Here is a 22236-nt window from a genome sequence, read left to right as displayed (position 1 = left end):
AAATATACGCATTCTCGTAGAATGAAAAAATAGGTTTAAGAAAGTTAACATAACTACTTTTTTATTTAATGATACTTCAAAGGTAAATTGAAAACTTTTTTAAATTTTACTGACTTTAGAATTTGTAGAGATTGAATTAGAATTTGGGTAAAAATTGAGTTTTTTTAATAAAAAAAAGACCTCATTTCTGAGGTCTTTTATGATTTTATATTTAGTTTTTAAATCTGCTTCACTTCAATTATCTTAACAGGACAAGCCTTTTTTGCCTCGTTAGAAGAATCAAAAATAGATTCATCAAAAGATTTAATAGTGAAAAATCCTTTTTTTTCTATTGAATGTAACAAAACCGATTTCCCATCCTTTTTTGACATTTGAAACTGACTAGGTGCTAATTCTACACAGTAATTACAACCAATGCATTTGTTTCTTTGTAAAGTAATTACTACCATTAGTTTTCTGCGAATTCCGTTTTTACAATCTTATACAACTTATCGCTTCTTCTAATTTTAAAATCTAACTTCATGGTAACTTCGTCTCCTTTGGTTGCTTTTTCTGCAGGTTTATCATTTACAAACATTTGCTTTACTTCCATTTCTTGTGCACCTGTTGTTGGGCCAGTTATTAAAATGGTATCACCTAAAGCAACATCATAGGCATCAATTTTAAACTGACCAATTTTTGCTTTGTCAAAATAATGTTCACCTTTTCCTAAATAAACTTTCTTTTGCGTTGCATGAGAACCAGATTCTTTACTCCATTCTCCTAATTTCTGACCTAAATAATAGCCATTCCAAAAACCACGATTGTAGACTTTCTCTAGTTCTTGCATCCAAGAAATTACTTTCTCTTTATCGTAAGTTCCGTTTGTCAAACTATCAATAGCATCTCTGTAGCACTTAATTACTTTAGCTACATATTCTGGCGCTCTTCCCCTACCTTCGATTTTTAAAACTTTAATTCCGGCATCTGCAACTTGGTCTAAAAAATCAATTGTACACAAGTCTTTTGGAGACATAATATACTCATTATCCAATTCCATTTCAAAACCAGTTTCTTGATCGATAACGGTATATTTTTTTCTGCAATTCTGTTTGCAAGCACCTCTATTTGCAGATGAATTATGCGAATGTAAACTCATATAACATTTACCAGAAACCGCCATACATAAAGCTCCATGACCAAAAATCTCTACTTCTACTAATTTACCAGAAGGGCCTTTTACTTGCTCTTTTTCTATAGCTTCTGTAATCTTTTTTACTTGACGTAAACTCAACTCTCTACTTAAAACAATTGTATCAGCAAAAAGTGCGTAAAACTTAACCGTTTCTATATTAGTTATGTTGATTTGTGTAGAAATATGAACTTCCATTTGCTGTTCTCTCGCCATAGAAATCACCGCTTGATCCATAGCAATTACCGCCGTAATATTTGCCTCTTTTGCACGTTTTATCAATGTTTTTACTATTGATAAATCATGATCATAAATAATGGTATTTAATGTAAGATACGTTCTCACATTTTTTTCTGAACATCTTTTAGAAATTTCTTCTAAATCATCTAAAGTAAAATTGATAGATGCTCTTGCTCGCATATTTAGTTGCTCTACTCCAAAATAAATAGAATCACAACCATTATCTAAGGCAGCTTGCATAGACTCAAAATTACCTGCAGGCGCCATTAATTCGATTTTTTGCATGATTTTATTTTTTGAATTTTAGAACTTCTGAACGTCCTTTTTTAAAAATCTTATTACTATTTCCTTTTCCCTTTCTTAATTCTTTTTGTTCTTCAAAAGACAATTGAATTATTTCTTGGCAATCTGTAGAACAAGTATTTTCTGTAGCTTCTGCACATTCATCACACTGAATAAATAATAAATGACATGCTTCATTAGCACAATTTGTATGTGTATCACAAGGTTTGCCACATTGATGACAATTAGAAACCACATCGTCCGTAATACGTTCTGCTCTTCTATGATCAAAAACAAAATTCTTACCGATAAATTTATTCTCTATACCTTCTTCTTTTACCTGACGTGTGTATTCTATAATTCCGCCTTCTAATTGAAAAACGTTTTTAAAACCTTTGTGCTTGTAATAGGCAGATGCTTTTTCGCAACGGATTCCGCCAGTACAATACATTAATAAGTTTTTGTCTTCTTTATTGTCTTTTAAATCTTCTTCTATAATATCTAGAGAATCTCTAAAGGTATCTACATCTGGAGTTACAGCACCATCAAAATGACCAATTTCACTTTCATAATGGTTACGCATATCTACACAAACCGTATCTGGGTTTGCTAACATTTCGTTGAATTCCTGCGCATTTAAATGAACTCCTTTGGCTGTTACATCAAAAGTTTCGTCATTTAAACCATCGGCAACAATTTTGTTTCTCACTTTTACTTTCAGCTTTAAAAACGACTTATTGTCTTGCTCTACAGCAACATTTAAACGAATATCTTTCAAAAAAGAAATACTGTCTAATTGATCTTTTAAAGCATAAAAGTTTTCTGATGGAACAGATAATTGAGCGTTAATTCCTTCGTAAGAAACATAAATTCGACCTAAAACATCGAGTTCATTCCATTCTAAGAATAACTTATCTCTAAATAATTGTGGGTTTTCTATCTTAAAATATTGATAGAAAGAAATTGTGAGGCGGTCTTTACCAGCCTCATCTATTAATGCAGCGCGTTCTATGGCGCTTAACTTATTGTACAGTTGCATGCTATACTAATTAGGTTAAACTAAATATTTTTGCAAATGTAGTTAATTTCCTTAAAAAGGTTTTTACTAAACAAAAAATAAAACCCAACTATCTTATTTACAGATAATTAAAAACTATATCGTTTTCTTTAATAATAGTAAAACCTAACTTATATCATATTTTGAAAACTACATATAGAGTTATATTTGCAATATCATAAAGGAATACATAAAAACATAAAACATAGAGGAATGCAAATTGAAGAATTAATCATAGAAAGGCCTACAACAGCTGAATTTAAAAAAGGAGTTTGGAACACATCTATTAACGTTAGAGATTTTGTTATAAAAAACATTGTTTCTTATTATGGTGATGACAAATTTTTAGTTGGTATCAGTAATAAAACTCAAAAACTTTGGGAAGTTTGTAAAAAAGAAACTGAAGTTGAAAGAAAAAATGGTGGAGTTCACTCTGTGGATACTGAAACTATTTCTGGTGTTATGAATTTTGCTGCAGGTTACATCGACAAAGAAAACGAAGTAATTGTTGGTTTACAAACTGATACACTTTTAAAAAGAGCTATGAAACCGTTTGGGGGTTACAAAGTAGTTCAAAAAGCATTAGAAGAACAAGGTTTAAAACCTAGTGAAGATATTAATACATTATTTAGCAAATATGTAAAAACTCATAATGATGGTGTTTTTTCTGCTTATAATGCAGAAATTAAAAAATTTAGATCTTTAGGTTTTTTAACAGGATTGCCAGATAATTATGCTCGTGGTAGAATAATTGGTGATTATAGACGTGTTGCTTTATACGGAATTGACAAATTAATTGAAGTTAAAAAATACGATTTAGCAAATATTGAAGGACCAATGACAGATGCTGTTATTCGTTTAAGAGAAGAAGTTTCTGAACAAATAAAAGCATTAAAAGAAATGATTGTAATGGGTAATCATTACAATTTAGAATTAAATAGACCTGCAGAAACTGCACAAGAAGCAGTACAATGGACATATATGGCGTATTTAGCTGCTGTAAAAGAGCAAGATGGAGCTGCAATGTCTTTAGGTAATGTGTCTACTTTCTTAGATATTTATATTGAAAGAGATTTACAAAGTGGAGCAATTACTGAAGTTGAAGCACAAGAATATATAGATCAGTTTGTGATGAAACTAAGAATGGTACGTCATTTAAGAATGGCTGCTTATGATGATATTTTTGCTGGAGACCCAACTTGGGTAACTGAAGCAATTGGTGGTATGTTAAATGATGGACGTTCTAAAGTAACTAAAACAGCTTTCCGTTTCTTACATACTTTATACAACCTAGGCCCATCACCAGAACCAAATATTACTGTTTTATGGTCGCCAATGTTGCCAGAAAATTTCAGAAAATACTGTTCTAAAGTTGCCATCGATACTTCATCTATTCAATTTGAAAATGATGACTTAATGAGAACTTTAAGAGGTTCTGATGATTACGGAATTGCTTGTTGTGTTTCTTACCAAGAAATAGGAAAACAAATTCAGTTTTTTGGCGCAAGAACAAACTTAGCAAAAACCTTATTATTAGCTATTAACGGAGGAAAATGTGAAATCACAGGAACTCAAATGGTTGATGGTATTGAAGCTAATAATGATGAGTATTTAGACTTTGATAAAGTAATGGCAAACTTTAAAATTGCTATGAAACAGGTTGCTCGTGTGTATAATGATGCCATGAACATTATTCATTACATGCATGATAAATACTACTACGAAAAAGCTCAAATGGCTTTAATTGATACCAACCCACAAATTAATATCGCTTATGGTATTGCAGGTTTATCTATTGTAGCAGATTCTTTATCTGCAATTAAATATGCAAAAGTAAAACCTATTAGAAATGAAGCAGGTTTAACTGTAGATTTTAAGATTGAAGGAGAATTTCCTAAATATGGAAATGATGACGATAGAGTAGATATTTTTGCTCATAATGGTGTTGAAGACTTTAATAACGAACTTAAAAAATTAAAAGTTTATAAAGATGCAGATGCAACAATGTCTGTATTAACAATTACATCTAATGTTGTATATGGTAAAAAAACCGGAGCAACACCAGATGGTAGAGCTTTAGGTGTAGCTTTTGCTCCTGGAGCAAACCCAATGCATGGGCGTGACTCAAATGGTGCAATTGCTTCTTTAAATTCAGTAGCAAAAATAGATTATAAAGATTCTCAAGACGGAATTTCTAATACATTTTCTATTGTTCCTAAATCTTTAGGAGCTACAGAAGAAGAAAGAATAGACAATTTAGCTGCTACTTTAACTGGTTATTTTGAGCACGGAGCACAACACCTTAATGTAAATGTTTTAGACAAAGAAACTTTATTAGATGCTATGGAGCATCCAGAAAATCATCCCCAATTAACGATTAGAGTTTCTGGATATGCTGTTAATTTTATTCGATTAACAAGAGAACAACAAATGGAAGTTATTTCACGTTCGTTCCACGAATCTATGTAGTCCTTTTTATGTATTTATTAGGGGATTTAAAAAGTAACCATATTTTTTAAATCCCCTTTTTTTATTCACTTAAATTTTAGCGCAATTAAAACTTTAGAAAACATATTAAATGTCCATTCAATTGAGTCTTTTGGCACTCACGACGGACCCGGAATTAGAATGGTTATTTTTTTACAAGGTTGTAAATTAAAATGCCTTTACTGCCATAACCCCGATACCATTGATACTCACGGAGGCGAAGAACATGCTATTGAAGATTTAGTACAAAGAGCCATAAAAATGAAATCTTATTTTGGCGAAAAAGGAGGCGTTACTGTTTCTGGTGGAGAACCATTGTTACAGGCCCATAACCTTATTCCTTTCTTTAAAAGATTAAAAGAAGAAGGAATTAACACCAATATAGATACTAATGGAAGAATGTTAAATCATCCTGTTATTGAGTTAATAGATGATTATGCAGATTTAGTAATGCTTGATATAAAGCATATGACTGAAGAAGGATTTCAAAAAATTACTGGTAAAAGAAACAAAGAAACTACCTTTAATTTTGCGAAACACAGAGAAAAATCTGGTAAAAAAATGTGGCTACGTTATGTTTTAATCCCCGGTATTACTAATACGCCTGAATTATTACATCAATTAGGAAGTCATTTTAAAGACTACCAAACTATAGAACAAATAGAGTTACAACCTTACCATAAATTAGGCATCCATAAATGGGAAGCCTTAGGTTGGGACTATGAACTGAAAGATGCAAGAGAAAACACTAAAGAAGAGTTAGAAGAAGCATCCAATATTTTAAGTAACTATTTTAAAAAAGTAAAGATCAATTAGAACCTAATTGATTAAAATTCTACATTAAAAACTAATGAATACCCCAAAAGAAGTTATAACCCTTGTAAGCCAAATGGCCATAAACAAAGGAAAATATAAAATAAGTAAAACATTTATTCTTGCAATTTTAGCAGGAGCCTATGTAGCATTTGGAGGATTACTTGCTATTATTGTGGCAGGAGGATCTCCAGAAATAGCAGCCAACAACCCAGGATTGGTTAAGTTTCTGTTTGGTGCTACTTTTCCTATCGGACTAATACTTGTTGTAGTTGTTGGTGCAGAACTTTTTACAGGAAACAACGCTTACTTTATACCCAACCTTTTAAGAAAAAAACAACCCATTTCTGATATGCTCAAAAATTGGGGATTAGTTTATTCAGGTAATTTTGTAGGTGCACTTTTTCTTGCATACGTAATTACATATCTAACACATATTGTACACACTTCTCCTTATATAGATTCGGTTTACAATATTGCAATCGGAAAAACGAGTCATACTTTTTTAGTAACTTTTATAAAAGGTATAGGTGCTAACTGGTTAGTATGTTTAGCTATTTGGCAAGGTATGTCAGCCAAAGATACGGTAGGAAAAATATTTGCAATTTGGTTGCCTGTAATGGCTTTTGTTGCTATAGGATTTGAACATAGTATTGCCAACATGTATTTTATTCCACTTGCAATTTTTGAAGGTGCTGATATAACTTGGACTACATTTATCTTTAAAAATCTAATTCCTGCTACCTTAGGTAATATTGTTGGTGGGGCACTTTTTGTAGGACTCCCTTATGGATACCTATTTGGTAAAGAATAATTAGAAGTTAAAATAAAAGATAACTACCCCCCTCTTTTTTAAATACTAGCATTATATTTTATAACATTAAAGACTCTGCATTATAATTTTACATCAACTTGTTTAAATTTAAACATTAGAAAAATTTGTGATTCAATTTTAAACTTTGGTTGATTTATAAGGAATTAAGTGATTTATATAATTATTATTTTTAAGATATTTGCAACTCAATTTAATATTAAATTTTTAGGCGATGAAAATAGCTGTAGTAGGTGCAACTGGAATGGTGGGCACAGTAATGTTTAAAGTATTAGAAGAACGTAATTTACCTATAACGGAATTAATTCCTGTAGCATCTGCAAGATCTGCTGGAAAGAAATTAACATATAAAGGAAAAGAATATACCGTAGTAACCTTAGAAGACGCTGTAAAAATGAAGCCAGATATTGCTTTATTTTCTGCAGGCGGAGATACTTCTTTAGAATGGGCACCAAAATTTGCTGAAGTTGGTACAACAGTTATAGATAATTCTTCTGCCTGGAGAATGGATCCTACTAAGAAATTAGTGGTACCAGAAATTAACGGTGATGTTTTAACAAAAGACGATAAAATTATTGCAAACCCAAACTGTTCTACAATTCAGTTAGTAGCAGTTTTATCTCCGTTACATTTAAAATATAAAATGAAACGTGTAGTTATTTCTACGTATCAATCTGTTTCTGGTTCTGGAGTAAAAGCAGTGCAGCAATTAGATAACGAAGAGGCTGGTATTGATGGTGAAATGGCTTATCCACATAAAATTGGTAGAAATGCAATTCCTCATTGTGATGTTTTTTTAGAAAACGGATACACAAAAGAAGAAATGAAATTAGTAAAAGAACCAAAGAAAATTTTACGTGATGATTCTTTTTCTGTTACAGCTACTGCTGTTAGAATTCCTACTGCTGGTGGACATTCTGAAGCTGTAAATGTACAGTTTGAAAATGATTTTGATTTAGATGAAGTTCGTAAAATATTAAGCGAAACGGAAGGTGTTATTGTAGAAGATGATTTGGCAAATAACGTATACCCGATGGCAATAAATGCACATGATAAAGATGAAGTGTTTGTTGGACGAATTAGAAGGGATGAATCTCAAGAAAATACCTTAAATTTGTGGATAGTTGCAGATAACCTACGTAAAGGTGCTGCTACAAATACAATACAAATTGCCGAATATTTAATAGCGAATAATTTGGTGTAAAATACATGTAATGTCAACATTTCATAAAATAAATATCCAAGAAGTAATAAGAGAAACCGCAGATGCGGTTTCTCTTGTATTTAAAATACCCGGAAACCTAAAATCTAACTTTGCATTTCACGCGGGGCAATACTTAACACTTAAAAAAACCATTAACGGTAAAGAAGTTAGAAGAGCCTATTCTATCTGTTCTTCGCCTAGTGATCGCTATTTAAAAGTGGCTATTAAGGCGGTAGAAAATGGTCTTTTTTCTACGTACGCAACTACAGAATTAAAAGAAGGGAATTTTATTGAAATTTCTGAACCAGAGGGTAAATTTATATTACTACCTAAACCAAATAAAAAATACATCGCTTTTGCTGCAGGATCTGGTATTACACCAATTCTATCTATGGTTAAAGATGTTTTAGAAAACGAAACTTCGTCTACTTTCACTTTAATCTATGGAAATAAAACAGTTGCAGACACTATTTTTAAAGCAGAATTAGATGCTTTAAAAGAGGTAAATCCAGATCGTTTTAACTTACATTATATTTGTAGTAGAGAACAACTAGAAGGTTCTTTATTTGGTAGAATAGATAAAGCACACACCAATTTTTACATCAACAATAGTTACAAAAGCACTTCTTTTGATGCTGCCTATTTATGTGGACCAGAAAGCATGATTAATGAAGTTTCTGCAACACTAAAAGAACGTGGTTTTACAGATAAAAATATTCATTTCGAATTATTTACCGCTTCTGTAGATGAAGAAGCTGTTTCTGAAATTAAAGAAGGTACCACAGAAATTACGGTGCTATTAGATGATGAAGAAACCACTTTTACAATGAACCAAACAGATGATATTTTATCTGCTAGTTTGCGTAATAATTTAGACGCTCCATATTCTTGTCAAGGTGGAGTTTGCAGCACTTGTATGTGTAAAGTTACAGAAGGAAACGCAATAATGGTTAAGAACTCTATTTTATCAGACAGTGAGATAGAAGAAGGTTTGGTGTTAGCTTGTCAGGCATATCCAACAACTTCAAAAATCTCTATTGATTTTGATGATGTTTAAAATGTATAACTAATAAATTACTTAATCGAGTAATTATCCTACAAGGTTTCCAAAACCTTGTAGGTATCGTACATTATTAAATCCATTGCTATTTTTTGGGCGTTCGAGCGGGCTTTCCATTATATCTTTTTGCCGAAAAATCAAAAAGGATGTCATTTCAATCCCTAACGCGAGTTTTCGTTATATCCAAAATACTAAAATCTCCATGACTGTTGTCACTCCGAACACAGAACGATCACATACCTCAGAAAATAAGACTATTAAAAACTTTTTGTGATTTATGTTAGCGTAGAAAAGCTAAAACTAGGTAAAAAAACCACAAAAAACTAAAGAGTGTCGCTTCACACGTAGCGAGAAGTCCCATAATAATGAAAACACCAAATTAAAACTCTTTATGAGATTTTACTTAAAGTCACACTGATAAAATTAGATGAAAACATAGAATTTCTATAATTAAATCTCGTAAAATTCAATCAACAATAAAACTCGTTATCCTCATTTTTAAAAAATTCATAATTGGTAAATCCTAATTAAACAATTATCTTTATAGAATGGATATTTACGATTTTAAGAATGCTTTTTTAATAGGATTTTTCATGGCTTTTATGATAGGACCTGTTTTTTTTATGCTTATTCAAACCAGTATTTTAAAAGGTGCAAGAGCAGCCATTGCTTTCGATCTTGGCGTAATTTTAGGTGATATTACGTTTATATTAATCGCCTATTTTGGAAGTAGGTCGTTTTTAGAGAAAATAAAGGATGACCCAAGACTTTTTTTCATTGGCGGATTAGTATTAATCATATACGGACTTATTACCTACTTTGATAAACAGAACAAAAAAGAAGCACTAGCCTCTGCTGAAACCATTGAAGTTCCCATTCAAAATAATTATATCAAACTATTTTTTAAAGGTTATTTCTTGAATTTTATAAACATAGGTGTTTTAGCCTTTTGGCTAGGAACTGTTCTTTTAGTAGGGCCCACTTTAAAAATGAAACCAAATAGTATCTTTTGGTACTTTGCTACCGTAATATTAGGATATGCAATTACAGATTTAGGAAAAATTTTATTAGCCAAACAACTCAAAAATAAAATGACACCTTTGGTAATCTACAGGTTAAAGAGAATAATGGGAATAATTTTAGTAGTTTGTGGTGTATTTTTGATGCTTAAGGGATTTATACCTAATGATAAAATAGATCAACTTATAAATTAAGCATAAACGTAACCAAATTAGAAGTATACACAATAATACTATTCTTACATACAAAGTTGTTTAAAATGCATAATTAAGGCCAATAAAGCTCCATACTACCTATTCTGATACTTCCTAAATAGCAAGAGAACAAACACCAAGAAACAATACATCCTACAAATACTATTAAACTAAAAAATAAAGTTGAATACATCATAGATTTGTCCTTCAACCAAAATTAAATCTACTTATAAGACAAAAAAAACCAGTGAAATAATTTCACTGGTTTTTTTTATAATAAGATCATTTAAATATAGTTAAATGATATCTATTTAATCCTAAGAAGGCTCTTCACCCTCTAATAAAGGTACGGTTTGTAAAACGTAATCTTGACCGTGTAGATAATCACTATCATCATCATCAGCATCAACACGTTTACTATAGTCATACGCCCATCTATGAACCTCAGGTAACTTCCCTGGCCAGTTTCCATGAACATGTTCTACTGGAGTTGTCCATTCTAAAGAATTTGCTTTCCAAGGATTCTGAGTTGCTACTTTCCCTCTATAAATAGAGATAAAGAAATTTGCAAGAAAGAACAATTGTGCAACACCACCCACTAAAGCAAATAATGTAATCACTTTATTAATGTCAGACAAATCATCAAACATAGGGAAATTAGTATTTGTATAATATCTTCTAGGCAAACCAGCTAACCCGATAAAGTGCATTGGCCAGAAAACTCCATAAGCACAAATAATGCTTAACCAAAAGTGCCAATATCCTAATGTTTTATTCATCATTCTACCGTACATTTTAGGAAACCAGTGATATACACCAGCAAACATCCCAAAAATTGCAGATACTCCCATTACCAAGTGAAAATGCGCTATTACAAAATAAGTATCATGCACATTAATATCTAATGCAGAATCTCCTAAAACGATTCCTGTTAAACCTCCTGTTATAAACGTAGAAACTAATCCGATAGAAAATAACGTGGCTGGGTTTAACTGCAGATTACTTTTCCATAAGGTAGTAACCCAGTTAAAAGATTTAACTGCAGAAGGTATTGCAATTAATAAAGTTGTAAACGTAAATACAGAACCTAAGAAAGGATTCATACCAGAAACAAACATGTGGTGTCCCCAAACAATCGTAGATAAAAACGCAATTGCTATAATAGAACCAATCATTGCACGGTAACCAAAAATAGGTTTACGAGAATTAATCGCTAAAATTTCAGAAACAATACCCATTGCAGGTAAAATTACAATATATACTTCCGGGTGACCTAAGAACCAAAATAAGTGTTCAAATAATACTGGTGATCCACCTTGGTAATGTAAAACTTCTCCAGAAATAAAGATATCTGATAAATAAAATGAAGTTCCAAAACTTCTATCAAAAATCAATAATAACGCTGCAGATAATAATACTGGGAAAGAAACTAACCCAATAACTGCGGTAATAAAGAAAGCCCAAATTGTTAAAGGCAATCTAGTCATTTTCATTCCTTTTGTTCTTAAATTAAATACAGTAACTATATAGTTTAAAGATCCAATTAAAGAAGAAGCAATAAAGATTGCAATAGAAACCAACCATAAGGTCATACCCATTCCAGAACCTGGAATTGCTTGTGGTAAAGCACTTAATGGTGGATAAATAGTCCACCCTGCAGATGCTGGTCCTGCTTCAAGAAATAAAGAAAACACCATGATTACACTTGATAAAAAGAATAACCAGTATGAAACCATATTTAAGAAACCAGAAGCCATATCTCTAGCACCAATTTGCAATGGAATTAATAAATTTGAAAAAGTACCACTTAAACCCGCAGTTAATACAAAAAACACCATTATAGTACCATGTATTGTTACCAATGCTAAGTACATATCTGGATCCATTATTCCATCCGTTTGATGATGACCTAAAAATGCCTCAACAATAGAGAATGATTGTTCTGGCCACGCTATTTGTATACGAAATAACATAGACATTAACACCCCAATAATTCCCATAAACATACCAGTTACTAGGAACTGCTTAGAAATCATTTTGTGATCTTGACTAAAAATATATTTTGTTACAAATGTTTCTTTATGATGATGTTCTGACATAATCTTATTAATTTGTAGTGTATTTTTTAATTATAATTATTTAATAACTGATGCTAACGTAGGTTGCTCTGCAATCCATTTCTCATATTCTGCTGGCTCTACAACTGTAATTTTCATTTGCATGTTATAGTGAGAAGCACCACAAATTTTATTACATAATAATAAATAATCAAACACATAAGGATCTTCTCCTTTGGCTTTTCTTATTTTATTAATTCCTGCAGTTTTTTCTATAACTTCAGACTGTTGTCTCATTTCTTCGGTTGTGTACTTAGGTGTAAAACCAAATTGAGTAACCATACCAGGAACACAGTTCATTTGTGCTCTAAAGTGAGGCATAAATGCTGAGTGAAGTACGTCTTGCGAACGAAATTTGAAATGAACCTTTCTACCCTTCGGCAAATACAATTCAGTTACTTGTTTATCGTCTTGTGCATTTTTGTCTGTCATATCAACACCCAATGTGTTAATACCCTTGATGTAATTTACATTACCTAACCCAAGTGTGTTATCCTCACCTGCATAACGTGCATCCCATCTAAACTGTTGTGCATATACTTCTATAACAACAGGATCTTCTAAATCAGATAAATCCATTACGTTATTCCATTGCCATAATCCGTAACCTATTAAAACAACTAATACTACAGCTGGAGTAATAGTCCAAATAGCTTCTAATTTATGGCTATCTGAATAGAATTTTGCTTTTTTACCTTTTTCACCTTTATATTTAAAAGTAAAATAGAAAAGGATGAATTGCATTAAAAATTGTACTATACCTATTAACCAAAATGTAATATCAAAAAGGTTATCGTCATGCTCCCCTTCATAGGTAGCAGACTCTGGTAATAAAACAACATTCATAAAAATTAAGCAATAAATCATCATTGCATATAAGAATACCATAAAGTAAATGGCATTTCTACCTTGAGTAGCATTGTCCTTATCAGTAGCAATTACGCTTCTTAAGTTCATTATTCTGGTTATTTGCCAGAAACTTACACCGATTGCAACAGCTATAAAAATATAAAATAGAGCTAGCATATTTATCTCGTCTTAATTGTTTTGATTTAAATTATATATTAATGATGATCTCCTGAACCTTCACCTCTGTGTTCAATATTATAATAGTGATAATGTTCACTTTCTTCTAAGAATGGATTTCCTGTTGGTATTGGATTTGCTTTTGCGAATGCACTAAATGTAGCATAAATAAAGATTCCTAAGAAGAACAATAACGAACCAATTTCAGGAATTCCAAATGACCATTGAGCACCTACCGTAGCAGGCATTACCATTACAAAAATATCTATATAATGACCTAAAAGGATAACAACACCTCCAATAACTACAAACCAAGGAATACTTTTAAAGTCACTATTTAACAATAGCAATATAGGAAAAACAAAGTTCATAACTACCATTGCCAAGAACGGTAAATTGTATTCATTAAATCTCATTGCAAAGTATGTAGTTTCCTCTGGAATATCTGCATACCAAATTAACATAAATTGTGCAAACCATAAATAGGTCCAAAAGATAGAAAAACCAAACATGTATTTCGCTAAATCGTGAATATGACTATCATTTACACCAGGTAAAGCACCTTTAGATCGTAAGTAAATTGTTACAAATGCAATTACAGTTAATGCACTTACTAGTAAACTAGCCAATACATACCATCCAAATAATGTAGAGAACCAGTGAGGGTCTAGACCCATAATCCAATCCCAAGACATTAAAGTTTCTGTAATCATAAATAAGAATATAAAACCTACAGAAACGTTATAACTTAACTTATATGTTTTATGATTATCATTAACCGTATCTTCTTTAATAGAGTTTCTACGGATAAACCATCTATATGCATTCCATATTGCTAAATAGACAACACTTCTAATAGCCCACCCTGGAAGATTAATCCACCAAGATTTACCATCTATAATAGGATCATAATTAGGACTTGTAGGATCAAAAGTACCTTCTGCCATCCAAGGGAACATGTGATTCCAATGCATAACCGCCGAACCAATAACTATTAACATTACAATAGATGTTGGTACTAAATTAGCTGTTATTGCTTCCATTACTCTAAAAAGTAAAATAGACCAACCTGCTTGAGCAACTCTTTGAATCGCATAAAAAGCCAATACTAATAACGTTATTCCTAAAAAGAAAAATAACGATACATATAATGCCGACCAAGGCTTATTTTTTAATTGATGTAAAACATGTTCTGCATGTGCATCATCATGATGTTCACCATGAGCATCTGCTGAAGCATGAGTTTCTGCCACTGCACCATGAGTTTCAACAGCTTCTGAACTATGATGTTCATCAACTTTAACTTCCTCATGTGAAGTAGCATGACTATCGCCATGTGCTTCTTGATGTGAAATAATTTCTTTAGCTTCTTCTACCGTTTTAGGTGCTGAATAAAAACCATAACCAATTCCCACTAAACCAACAAGTATTAGTGCTAATGAGAATGTTTTTAATTTACCTGAGAATTGATACATATCTTTTCGTATTCTTTCTTATTGAAATTATAATTCTGAACGTAATTTTTCTACGTATTGTACTATCTGCCAACGTTCTGTGTACGTTGTTTGAGATGCATGTGAACCCATTAAGTTTTTACCGTGCATAATTACAAAATAAATACTACCTGCGTTAATATCTCTATCTTTATAGTTTGGAATACCTGAAAATTTATCTCTTTGAGATAAAACTCCATTTCCATCACCTTTTTTTCCATGACAAGATATACAGTAAATATCGTACATCGCTTTTCCGTTTGCTAAATTCTCTTCAGTAGCCTCTAACGGATTTGTTCCTGTTGCTTTTGCCAACTCATAACCTTCATTAGTATTAGGAATATCATATGCCGGATGACCACCTCTTGGAATTGTTCCAGCAACTGGCTCTCGGTTTACAGGTTCTCCATCAATACTTTTAGCACCATTTACATCATAAGGTACAGACACATACATATCTGGCATATATTGTAATTGAGGCGTTCGTTTATCATTACAAGAAATGATACTTGTAAGAGTAAATAAAGCGATAATTAATTTAAAATTCTTCATTATCTATATATTAGTGCTTGTCTACTACATTAATTTCTACAGCTCCTGTTTTTGCTAATAAAGCAGTAATCTTAGCTTCATTATTATTTACAGGTATTTCCATTAAAAAATGATCATCTGTAGTTCTTGGGTCAGGATTTTCAGCTTCTTTAAATGGCCATATTCTACTCCTCATATAAAAAGTAATTACCATTAAATGGGCTGCAAAAAACACTGTTAATTCAAACAAAATTGGTACAAATGCTGGCATATTAGCCCACCAAGAAAAGTTAGGCTTACCACCAATATCTTGCGGCCAATCTTGAATCATCATGTAATTAGTCATCCAAATTGCAAATGATAATCCTACAATTCCGTATAAAAATGCAGTAATTGCCAATCTTGTTGGTGCTAATCCCATTGCTTTGTCTAAACCATGTACAGGAAAAGGACAAAATACTTCTTCTATATGAAGATGTTCTGCTTTTACAGCTTTCACTGCGTCCATTAGAACTTCGTCATCATTATAAAATGCGTGAATAACTTTTGATGATTCCATAATTATTCTTTATTAGATTTATCAGTTGTACCTGCTGCGTTTGCTACATTAATAGCTGGCTTAGTTGGTATACCTTGTTCTCTTCTCTTCTTGTAAAATTCACCAGAAGATTTTAAAATTGTTTTTACTTCCGCTTGTGCAATAACTGGGAATGTTCTTGCATATAATAAAAATAATACACCAAAGAATCCTATTGTTCCTACAAAAATACCAACATCTACAAACGTAGGTTCAAAACGCCACCATGTAGATGGTAAATGACCTTTACTTAATACAATTGCAATAATATCGAAACGTTCAAACCACATACCAATATTAATGGCGATAGAAATAATAAAAGTAATTATAAAACTTCTTCTAAATTTCTTAATCCAAAGTAACTGAGGTGTAATAATATTAAATATAATCAGCGACCAGAATGCCCAAGCATAAGGACCAGTTGCTGCACCTACAGATAAATATGTATAATTTTCGTAAGGTGAACCTGTATACCAAGCAATAAAGAACTCTGTTGCATACGCTACAGCGACTATACCACCTGTTAAGATAATTACCATATTCATATATTCAATATGCATACGTGTAATGTAGTCTTCTAAATTCGTAACCTTTCTCATAATTCCTAATAACGTTTGTACCATTGCAAATCCAGAAAAGATTGCTCCTGCCACGAAATAAGGAGGAAAAATAGTTGAGTGCCATCCTGGGTTAATAGAAGTAGCAAAATCCATAGATACAATTGTGTGTACAGAAAGTACTAATGGTGTTGCTAAACCGGCAAGAACCAAAGATACTTCTTCAAAACGTTGCCAATCTTTTGCTCTACCGGACCAACCGAAAGATAACAAAGCATATATTTTCTTTTGAAAAGGCTTCACAGCTCTATCTCTAATCATTGCAAAATCTGGTAATAAACCTGTCCACCAGAAAACTAACGATACAGATAAATACGTTGATATTGCAAAAACATCCCATAATAATGGTGAGTTAAAGTTTACCCACAAAGAACCAAATTGATTCGGCATTGGCAATACCCAATACCCATTCCATGGTCTACCCATGTGAATAATAGGAAACAATCCTGCCTGAAAAACGGCGAAAATTGTCATTGCTTCTGCAGAACGATTAATTGCCATTCTCCATTTTTGACGGAATAGTAAAAGTACAGCAGAAATTAATGTTCCTGCGTGACCGATACCAACCCACCATACAAAGTTTGTAATATCCCAAGCCCATCCAATGTTCTTGTTCAATCCCCAAACTCCAATACCGGTTCCTACGGTGTAAAAAATACATCCAAATCCCCATAGCATACCTGCTAAAGAAATATAAAACGCGATGTACCAGTTTTTATTTGCAGCTCCTTCAATAGGCTTTGCAATGTCTTCTGTAATATCGTGATAACTTTTATCACCTAATACTAAAGGTTCCCTTATGGGTGCTTCGTAATGAGACATATTTTTATTACTTAGTTTATTTATAGTTTTTAAACTTTCAAAGATTTTAAACTTTGAATTTTAAATTTTCTTACGCTTCGTTTGTATTTCTAACTTTTACTTGATATACTACATTAGGTTTGGTCTGTAGGTAATCTAACACGTGGTAAGATCTGTCATCTGCAGCTAAAGCAGCAACTTCATCTTCCTTATTGTTAACATCTCCAAAAACCATAGCTCCAGTTGTACAAGCTGATGAACAAGCTGTTTCAAACTCATCTGTATTTACTGCTCTTCCTTCTTTCTTAGCTTTTAAAATAGTTGCTTGTGTCATTTGAATACACATAGAACATTTTTCCATAACTCCTCTAGAACGAACCACAACATCTGGGTTTAACACCATTTTACCGTAGTCATTATTCATATTGAAATCAAACTCATTGTTATTTGGATATTGAAACCAATTAAAACGACGAACTCTATACGGACAGTTGTTTGCACAATATCTTGTACCCACACATCTGTTATATGCCATTTGGTTTTGCCCTTGACGACCATGAGATGTTGCTGCAACTGGACAAACCGTCTCACAAGGAGCATGATTACAGTGCTGACACATCATTGGTTGAAAAGTAACCTCTGGATTTTCTGCTTCAGTTTCTATAGCTTTATACAAGTCTCCTCCACTTAAGCCCTGCGCTTTTGCTTCCTCTCGAGTTGCAATTTCAGAAGAATAGTATCTATCGATACGCAACCAATGCATATCTCTACCAACTCTTACTTCTCTTTTCCCTACTACAGGTACATTGTTCTCTACATGACAAGCAACTACACACGCACCACAACCAGTACAAGATGATAAATCTATAGATAAATTAAAATGATGTCCTAATTCTCTATTATGCTCATCCCATAAATCTATGGTATTTGCTTCAACTTCTTTATGATCATAAGATACAAAAGCAGGTTTGTTCCAAGACTCTTTTGGATCTGCACTACTTACTACCTCTTTTAAAGAAGCTACTTTTAAGATATCATGACGACCAGCAATTGTTTTTTGTACTTGTGTACAAGCAAATTTATGTGTCCCAGATACTTTTTCTATAGTAACTCCGTATTGTATATTGTTTCCGTTAGCATATAATGGATAAGCATTAACACCAACTTGCATTTCTTCTTTTAAACCAAAAGTTTTACCATAACCTAAAGCTAAACCTACAGAACCGATAGCCTGACCAGGTTGCACCATAACCGGAACAACAACATCAACACCATTAACTGTTACTTTGGCATAATCTCCATTGATAGCTCCATTATCTTTTATAGGATTAGAAAAACCTAATTCTCTGGCATCTGCCATAGACATCATTAAGTAATTATCCCAAGAAGCTCTTGTAATAGGATCTGGAAATTCTTGCAACCAAGGATTGTTTGCTTGTTTACCGTCTCCTAAACCTGTTTTAGTATATAAGTTTAATTCAAAACCAGCAGCTTGTTTAGATGCACTAGAAAGTTTAGATGCAGCATCAGAAATAGATACTTCAGCTAAAGTAGCCTCAGAAACAACTGCTTCTTTTGTAAAGAAACCGTTATGTAAAGCTTTATTCCAAGAGCTTCCACCTAAAACATTGGTAGTAGCATACGTTTTTAAATAATCGTAATATTTTGTAGTATCTCCAGACCATTTTAATAACGTATCTTGAAACTGACGTGTATTAAATAATGGTTGAATTGTTGGTTGCATTAAACCATACGTTACTTCATCGAATTGAGTATCTCCCCAAGATTCTAAAAAGTGTGCCATTGGCAATGCAAAATCCATAGCAGCCGCTGTACTACTATTTTCTGTAGACAATGCAACTGAAATTTCTAATTTCTCTAATCCCTCAGAGAAATCTGCTGCGTTTGATAATGAATAAATAGGGTCTACATTGTAAGCTATTAAACCTGCAATTTTACCAGCTTTCATATCTGAAACTAATTGAGCAACTTCTGCATCATTTCCTTTACGGATGTTTAGCGTATTTGTTGTATCAATAATTTCACTATTTAATGCTTTGTTAATTGCCAAAGCAATTAGTTGTGCATTTTTATCATTTAAACCTATTAACACAACACCTTTAGAACCCGCTTTCTTTAAATCTGAGGCAAGTACTTTAATTGTTGCATCTATAGAAGTTGCTTTAGAAGAAACGTTAGCTCCTGTAATAGCGTTGTATAAATTTAACAATGCAAATACCTGATCAGAAGGTTTTACAACCACTCTTTTATCAGAATTAGCACCTGTTAAAGACATATTACTCTCTACCTGTACATGGTAAGACATGAATCCTTTTTCTGGTTTTCTACCAGCAATGTATTGCTTTTCTAAACCTCCGTGGAAATCTCCAAGAAAATCTGCACCAAAAGAAACAATTGTTTTTGCATTTTCTAAATGATAATTTGGTAATACACGTCTACCGTACATTGCCATAAAAGCATCTGCCGCTCCAGATTCTGAAACCGCATCGTAAACCACATGTTTTACATTTGGATTTGCCGCAATAAATCCTTCAATAATTTTATCTGTAGATGGACTAGCCATTGTACCTGTTAATAACACAACAGGTTTATTTGCTTCTTTTAATTCGTTTAATTTTGCACCAATTTTAGCATCAGCATCTGCCCAAGTTAAGAAAGACTCTTTATCTTGAGGTTCTTTTAAACGTAATTTTTCATCATATAAAGAAAGAACAGCAGCTTGCACTCTTGCACTAGTTGTTCCGTTTGCTTCTTTATTTGGCATTATTTGAATAGGACGACCTTCACGTGTTTTAACCAACACATTTGCAAAATCGTATCCATCTGCCATAGATGTTGCATACCAATCTGCAACTCCAAGAGTTATATCGTCTGGTTTTACAACATAAGGAATAGCCTTTCTAACCGGTCCTTCACAAGCGGCTAAAGAAGCAGCAGCTGTAGTAAAACCAACATATTTTAAAAAGTCTCTACGCGAAGTAGAAGAATTCTCTAAAGTTTCTTTATCACCTAAAAACTCATCTGTAGGAAGTTCTTCTACAAATTCGTTTTTACTTAACGTTTCAACAATAGAACTACCTTTAAGTTCCTCAACACTTTGCCAGTATTTTTTGTCTGAAGCCATTTATACTTTTTATTTAATGATTGAAAGATTGAAAACTAAAAAAACATTCAGTCTCTTAATCTTTTAATTTTTAATTCTTTTTGATTAGTAGTGACATTTACCACACTCTTTACCTCCCAATTGTGAAATGGTAACCTGATCTACGTTGTATTTCTTTGCCAAATCTTCATGAATTTTTTTGTAATAATCATTACCTTTTAAATCCACTTTAGTTTGTTTATGACAATCGATACACCAACCCATTGTTAATGGAGAGTATTGATATACTTCTTCCATTTCTTCTACAGGACCATGACATTTTTGACATGCTACCCCTGCAACCGTAACGTGTTGTGAGTGATTGTAGTAAACGAAATCTGGTAAATTATGAACTCTTACCCATTTAATAGGAGCTGTTTCACCCGTATACTCTAAATTATCAGCATCCCAACCAGCAGCTTTGTATACTTTTGCAATCTCAAGATCTAACTCTTCTTTTCCAAGAACAAGTCCATCTTCTAATTCTACAACAGTATCATCTGCAACTTCAGAAATATTTTTATGACAATTCATACAAACATTAACAGATGGAATACCAGATGTTTTACTATGTTTTGCTGATGAATGACAATATTGACAATCTATTTTATTATCTCCCGCATGTATTTTGTGAGAAAATGCAATTGGCTGTATTGGTTGATATCCTTCATCTACACCTACTTTAAATAAGGTTCCGAAAAACAAATATGCGCCAACCAATAATAAAAATATGGTTGATAACACTTTTAAGAATGTATTTTGTTTTAAACCTGCCCAAAGTTCATGTAAATCTCTTTTAAGATTAGAATCTTCTCCTGGTACAGTATTCCCTTTTAATTCACTTACCTGTTTTAACAAACTAGCAATCATTAAAAAAGCAACAATAATTGCACCTGCTAATATGTATATTAACCAACCCGGAGCAGCTGCAGTAGAAGTATTAGCAGTAGCACTCGCAACAGCTTCTACCTTTTTTAACTCACCTACCGTGGTGTAATATAAAAGGTCATCTATATTTTGATCTGATAATTGAGGAAAAGCAGTCATTGCAGCACCTTTGTACTCATCAAAGATTGCATTTGCATCTTTATCTCCTGAAGCTCTAAACTCGGCATTATTTTTAATCCAAGATTTTAACCAATCATTCTCTCTTCTTTCTTCAACACCACCTAAAGCAGGGCCTACTAATTTCTTATCTAACTTGTGACAAGAAGCACATAAAGATTTAAATAATTTTTTTCCTTCTTTTTGACGAGCTTCATCTATATCTTGAGAATAAGCAGACACGCTAAATGCAAAAATTAGGAGAAAAGTAATACTTTTTAAAAGTAATGTGGTTAGTCTATTGTGCAATTCTACACTTTTCATATTTAAACTTTGTTTAAAAATATCTAATATAAAATGATAAAAGTCATTTTTTTCCGTTTGACAAAAGTACTACTTCTTCCTAAAGTTTGAAAAGCTAAAAGAATGTTAAACTTAATTTATAATTATTCTAAATAAGAGGTTTCACTAATTTATTCCTAAACTAGTCGTTATTTTTGTACAAAA

At 32.3% G+C, this 22236-nt stretch carries 17 protein-coding genes; 6 read left to right on the top strand and 11 right to left on the bottom strand.

Annotated features, from left to right (window positions below; genetic code table 11):
* Positions 1-218: 218 nt before the first annotated feature.
* Genes JOP69_RS13045 through JOP69_RS13035 form a run of 3 tightly spaced genes read right to left on the bottom strand, consistent with a single transcriptional unit; the run spans position 219 to position 2732 of the window.
* A complete protein-coding gene (locus JOP69_RS13045) occupies positions 219-449 on the bottom strand; it encodes a ferredoxin (protein WP_203393350.1) in 231 nt (76 codons plus the stop codon).
* A complete protein-coding gene (locus JOP69_RS13040; protein WP_203393351.1) occupies positions 449-1696 on the bottom strand; it encodes a peptidase U32 family protein in 1248 nt (415 codons plus the stop codon). Before JOP69_RS13040 ends, JOP69_RS13045 begins: the two co-directional genes overlap by 1 nt.
* A gap of 4 nt (positions 1697-1700) precedes the next feature.
* Positions 1701-2732: a rhodanese-related sulfurtransferase gene (locus JOP69_RS13035; RefSeq protein WP_203393352.1), complete on the bottom strand. Its 1032-nt coding sequence runs from the start codon at positions 2730-2732 to the stop codon at positions 1701-1703.
* Between the two features lie 231 nt (positions 2733-2963).
* Between JOP69_RS13035 and pflB the strand changes: the two genes are divergently transcribed.
* The 6 genes from pflB to JOP69_RS13005 all read left to right on the top strand — a co-directional run bounded on the left by pflB (position 2964) and on the right by JOP69_RS13005 (position 10360).
* Entirely contained in the window at positions 2964-5219 is a 2256-nt protein-coding gene (gene pflB / locus JOP69_RS13030; RefSeq protein WP_203393353.1) for a formate C-acetyltransferase, read from the top strand.
* Positions 5220-5258: 39 nt separating this feature from the next.
* A complete protein-coding gene (gene pflA, locus JOP69_RS13025; protein ID WP_368378387.1) occupies positions 5259-6053 on the top strand; it encodes a pyruvate formate-lyase-activating protein in 795 nt (264 codons plus the stop codon).
* A gap of 34 nt (positions 6054-6087) precedes the next feature.
* A complete protein-coding gene (locus JOP69_RS13020) occupies positions 6088-6864 on the top strand; it encodes a formate/nitrite transporter family protein (RefSeq protein WP_203393354.1) in 777 nt (258 codons plus the stop codon).
* 232 nt (positions 6865-7096) lie between these two features.
* Positions 7097-8086, top strand: coding sequence for an aspartate-semialdehyde dehydrogenase (locus JOP69_RS13015; protein WP_203393355.1), 990 nt, complete (start codon positions 7097-7099; stop codon positions 8084-8086).
* Between the two features lie 10 nt (positions 8087-8096).
* On the top strand, positions 8097-9143 hold the full coding sequence (locus tag JOP69_RS13010) for a ferredoxin--NADP reductase (protein WP_203393356.1): 1047 nt from the start codon (positions 8097-8099) through the stop codon (positions 9141-9143).
* A 551-nt stretch (positions 9144-9694) separates the two neighbouring features.
* On the top strand, positions 9695-10360 hold the full coding sequence (locus JOP69_RS13005; protein WP_203393357.1) for a LysE family translocator: 666 nt from the start codon (positions 9695-9697) through the stop codon (positions 10358-10360).
* 317 nt (positions 10361-10677) lie between these two features.
* Here the strand turns inward: JOP69_RS13005 and JOP69_RS13000 are convergent, their stop codons facing one another.
* The 8 genes from JOP69_RS13000 to JOP69_RS12965 form a co-directional block, all read right to left on the bottom strand.
* On the bottom strand, positions 10678-12459 hold the full coding sequence (locus JOP69_RS13000; RefSeq protein ID WP_203393358.1) for a cbb3-type cytochrome c oxidase subunit I: 1782 nt from the start codon (positions 12457-12459) through the stop codon (positions 10678-10680).
* Between the two features lie 36 nt (positions 12460-12495).
* On the bottom strand, positions 12496-13503 hold the full coding sequence (locus JOP69_RS12995; protein WP_203393359.1) for a cytochrome c oxidase subunit II: 1008 nt from the start codon (positions 13501-13503) through the stop codon (positions 12496-12498).
* 38 nt (positions 13504-13541) lie between these two features.
* Positions 13542-14978 carry a quinol:cytochrome C oxidoreductase gene (locus JOP69_RS12990; RefSeq protein ID WP_203393360.1) on the bottom strand — a complete coding sequence of 479 codons (1437 nt, stop codon included), beginning with the start codon at positions 14976-14978 and terminating at the stop codon, positions 13542-13544.
* A gap of 27 nt (positions 14979-15005) precedes the next feature.
* On the bottom strand, positions 15006-15548 hold the full coding sequence (locus JOP69_RS12985) for a cytochrome c (protein ID WP_203393361.1): 543 nt from the start codon (positions 15546-15548) through the stop codon (positions 15006-15008).
* Between the two features lie 10 nt (positions 15549-15558).
* Positions 15559-16086 carry a DUF3341 domain-containing protein gene (locus tag JOP69_RS12980; protein ID WP_203393362.1) on the bottom strand — a complete coding sequence of 176 codons (528 nt, stop codon included), beginning with the start codon at positions 16084-16086 and terminating at the stop codon, positions 15559-15561.
* 2 nt (positions 16087-16088) lie between these two features.
* Positions 16089-17543, bottom strand: coding sequence for an NrfD/PsrC family molybdoenzyme membrane anchor subunit (nrfD, locus tag JOP69_RS12975; RefSeq protein WP_203393363.1), 1455 nt, complete (start codon positions 17541-17543; stop codon positions 16089-16091).
* Between the two features lie 70 nt (positions 17544-17613).
* Positions 17614-20667 (bottom strand): TAT-variant-translocated molybdopterin oxidoreductase, encoded by a 3054-nt coding sequence (locus JOP69_RS12970; protein WP_203393364.1) that lies wholly within the window; start codon positions 20665-20667, stop codon positions 17614-17616.
* Positions 20668-20751: 84 nt separating this feature from the next.
* On the bottom strand, positions 20752-22053 hold the full coding sequence (locus JOP69_RS12965; protein WP_203393365.1) for a c-type cytochrome: 1302 nt from the start codon (positions 22051-22053) through the stop codon (positions 20752-20754).
* Positions 22054-22236 lie beyond the last annotated feature (183 nt).

The sequence above is a fragment of the Polaribacter sp. Q13 genome (assembly GCF_016858305.2).
Taxonomy (GTDB): Bacteria; Bacteroidota; Bacteroidia; order Flavobacteriales; family Flavobacteriaceae; genus Polaribacter.
Note: the sequence above shows the minus strand (reverse complement) of the source record. Positions and strands in the feature narration are given on the sequence as shown.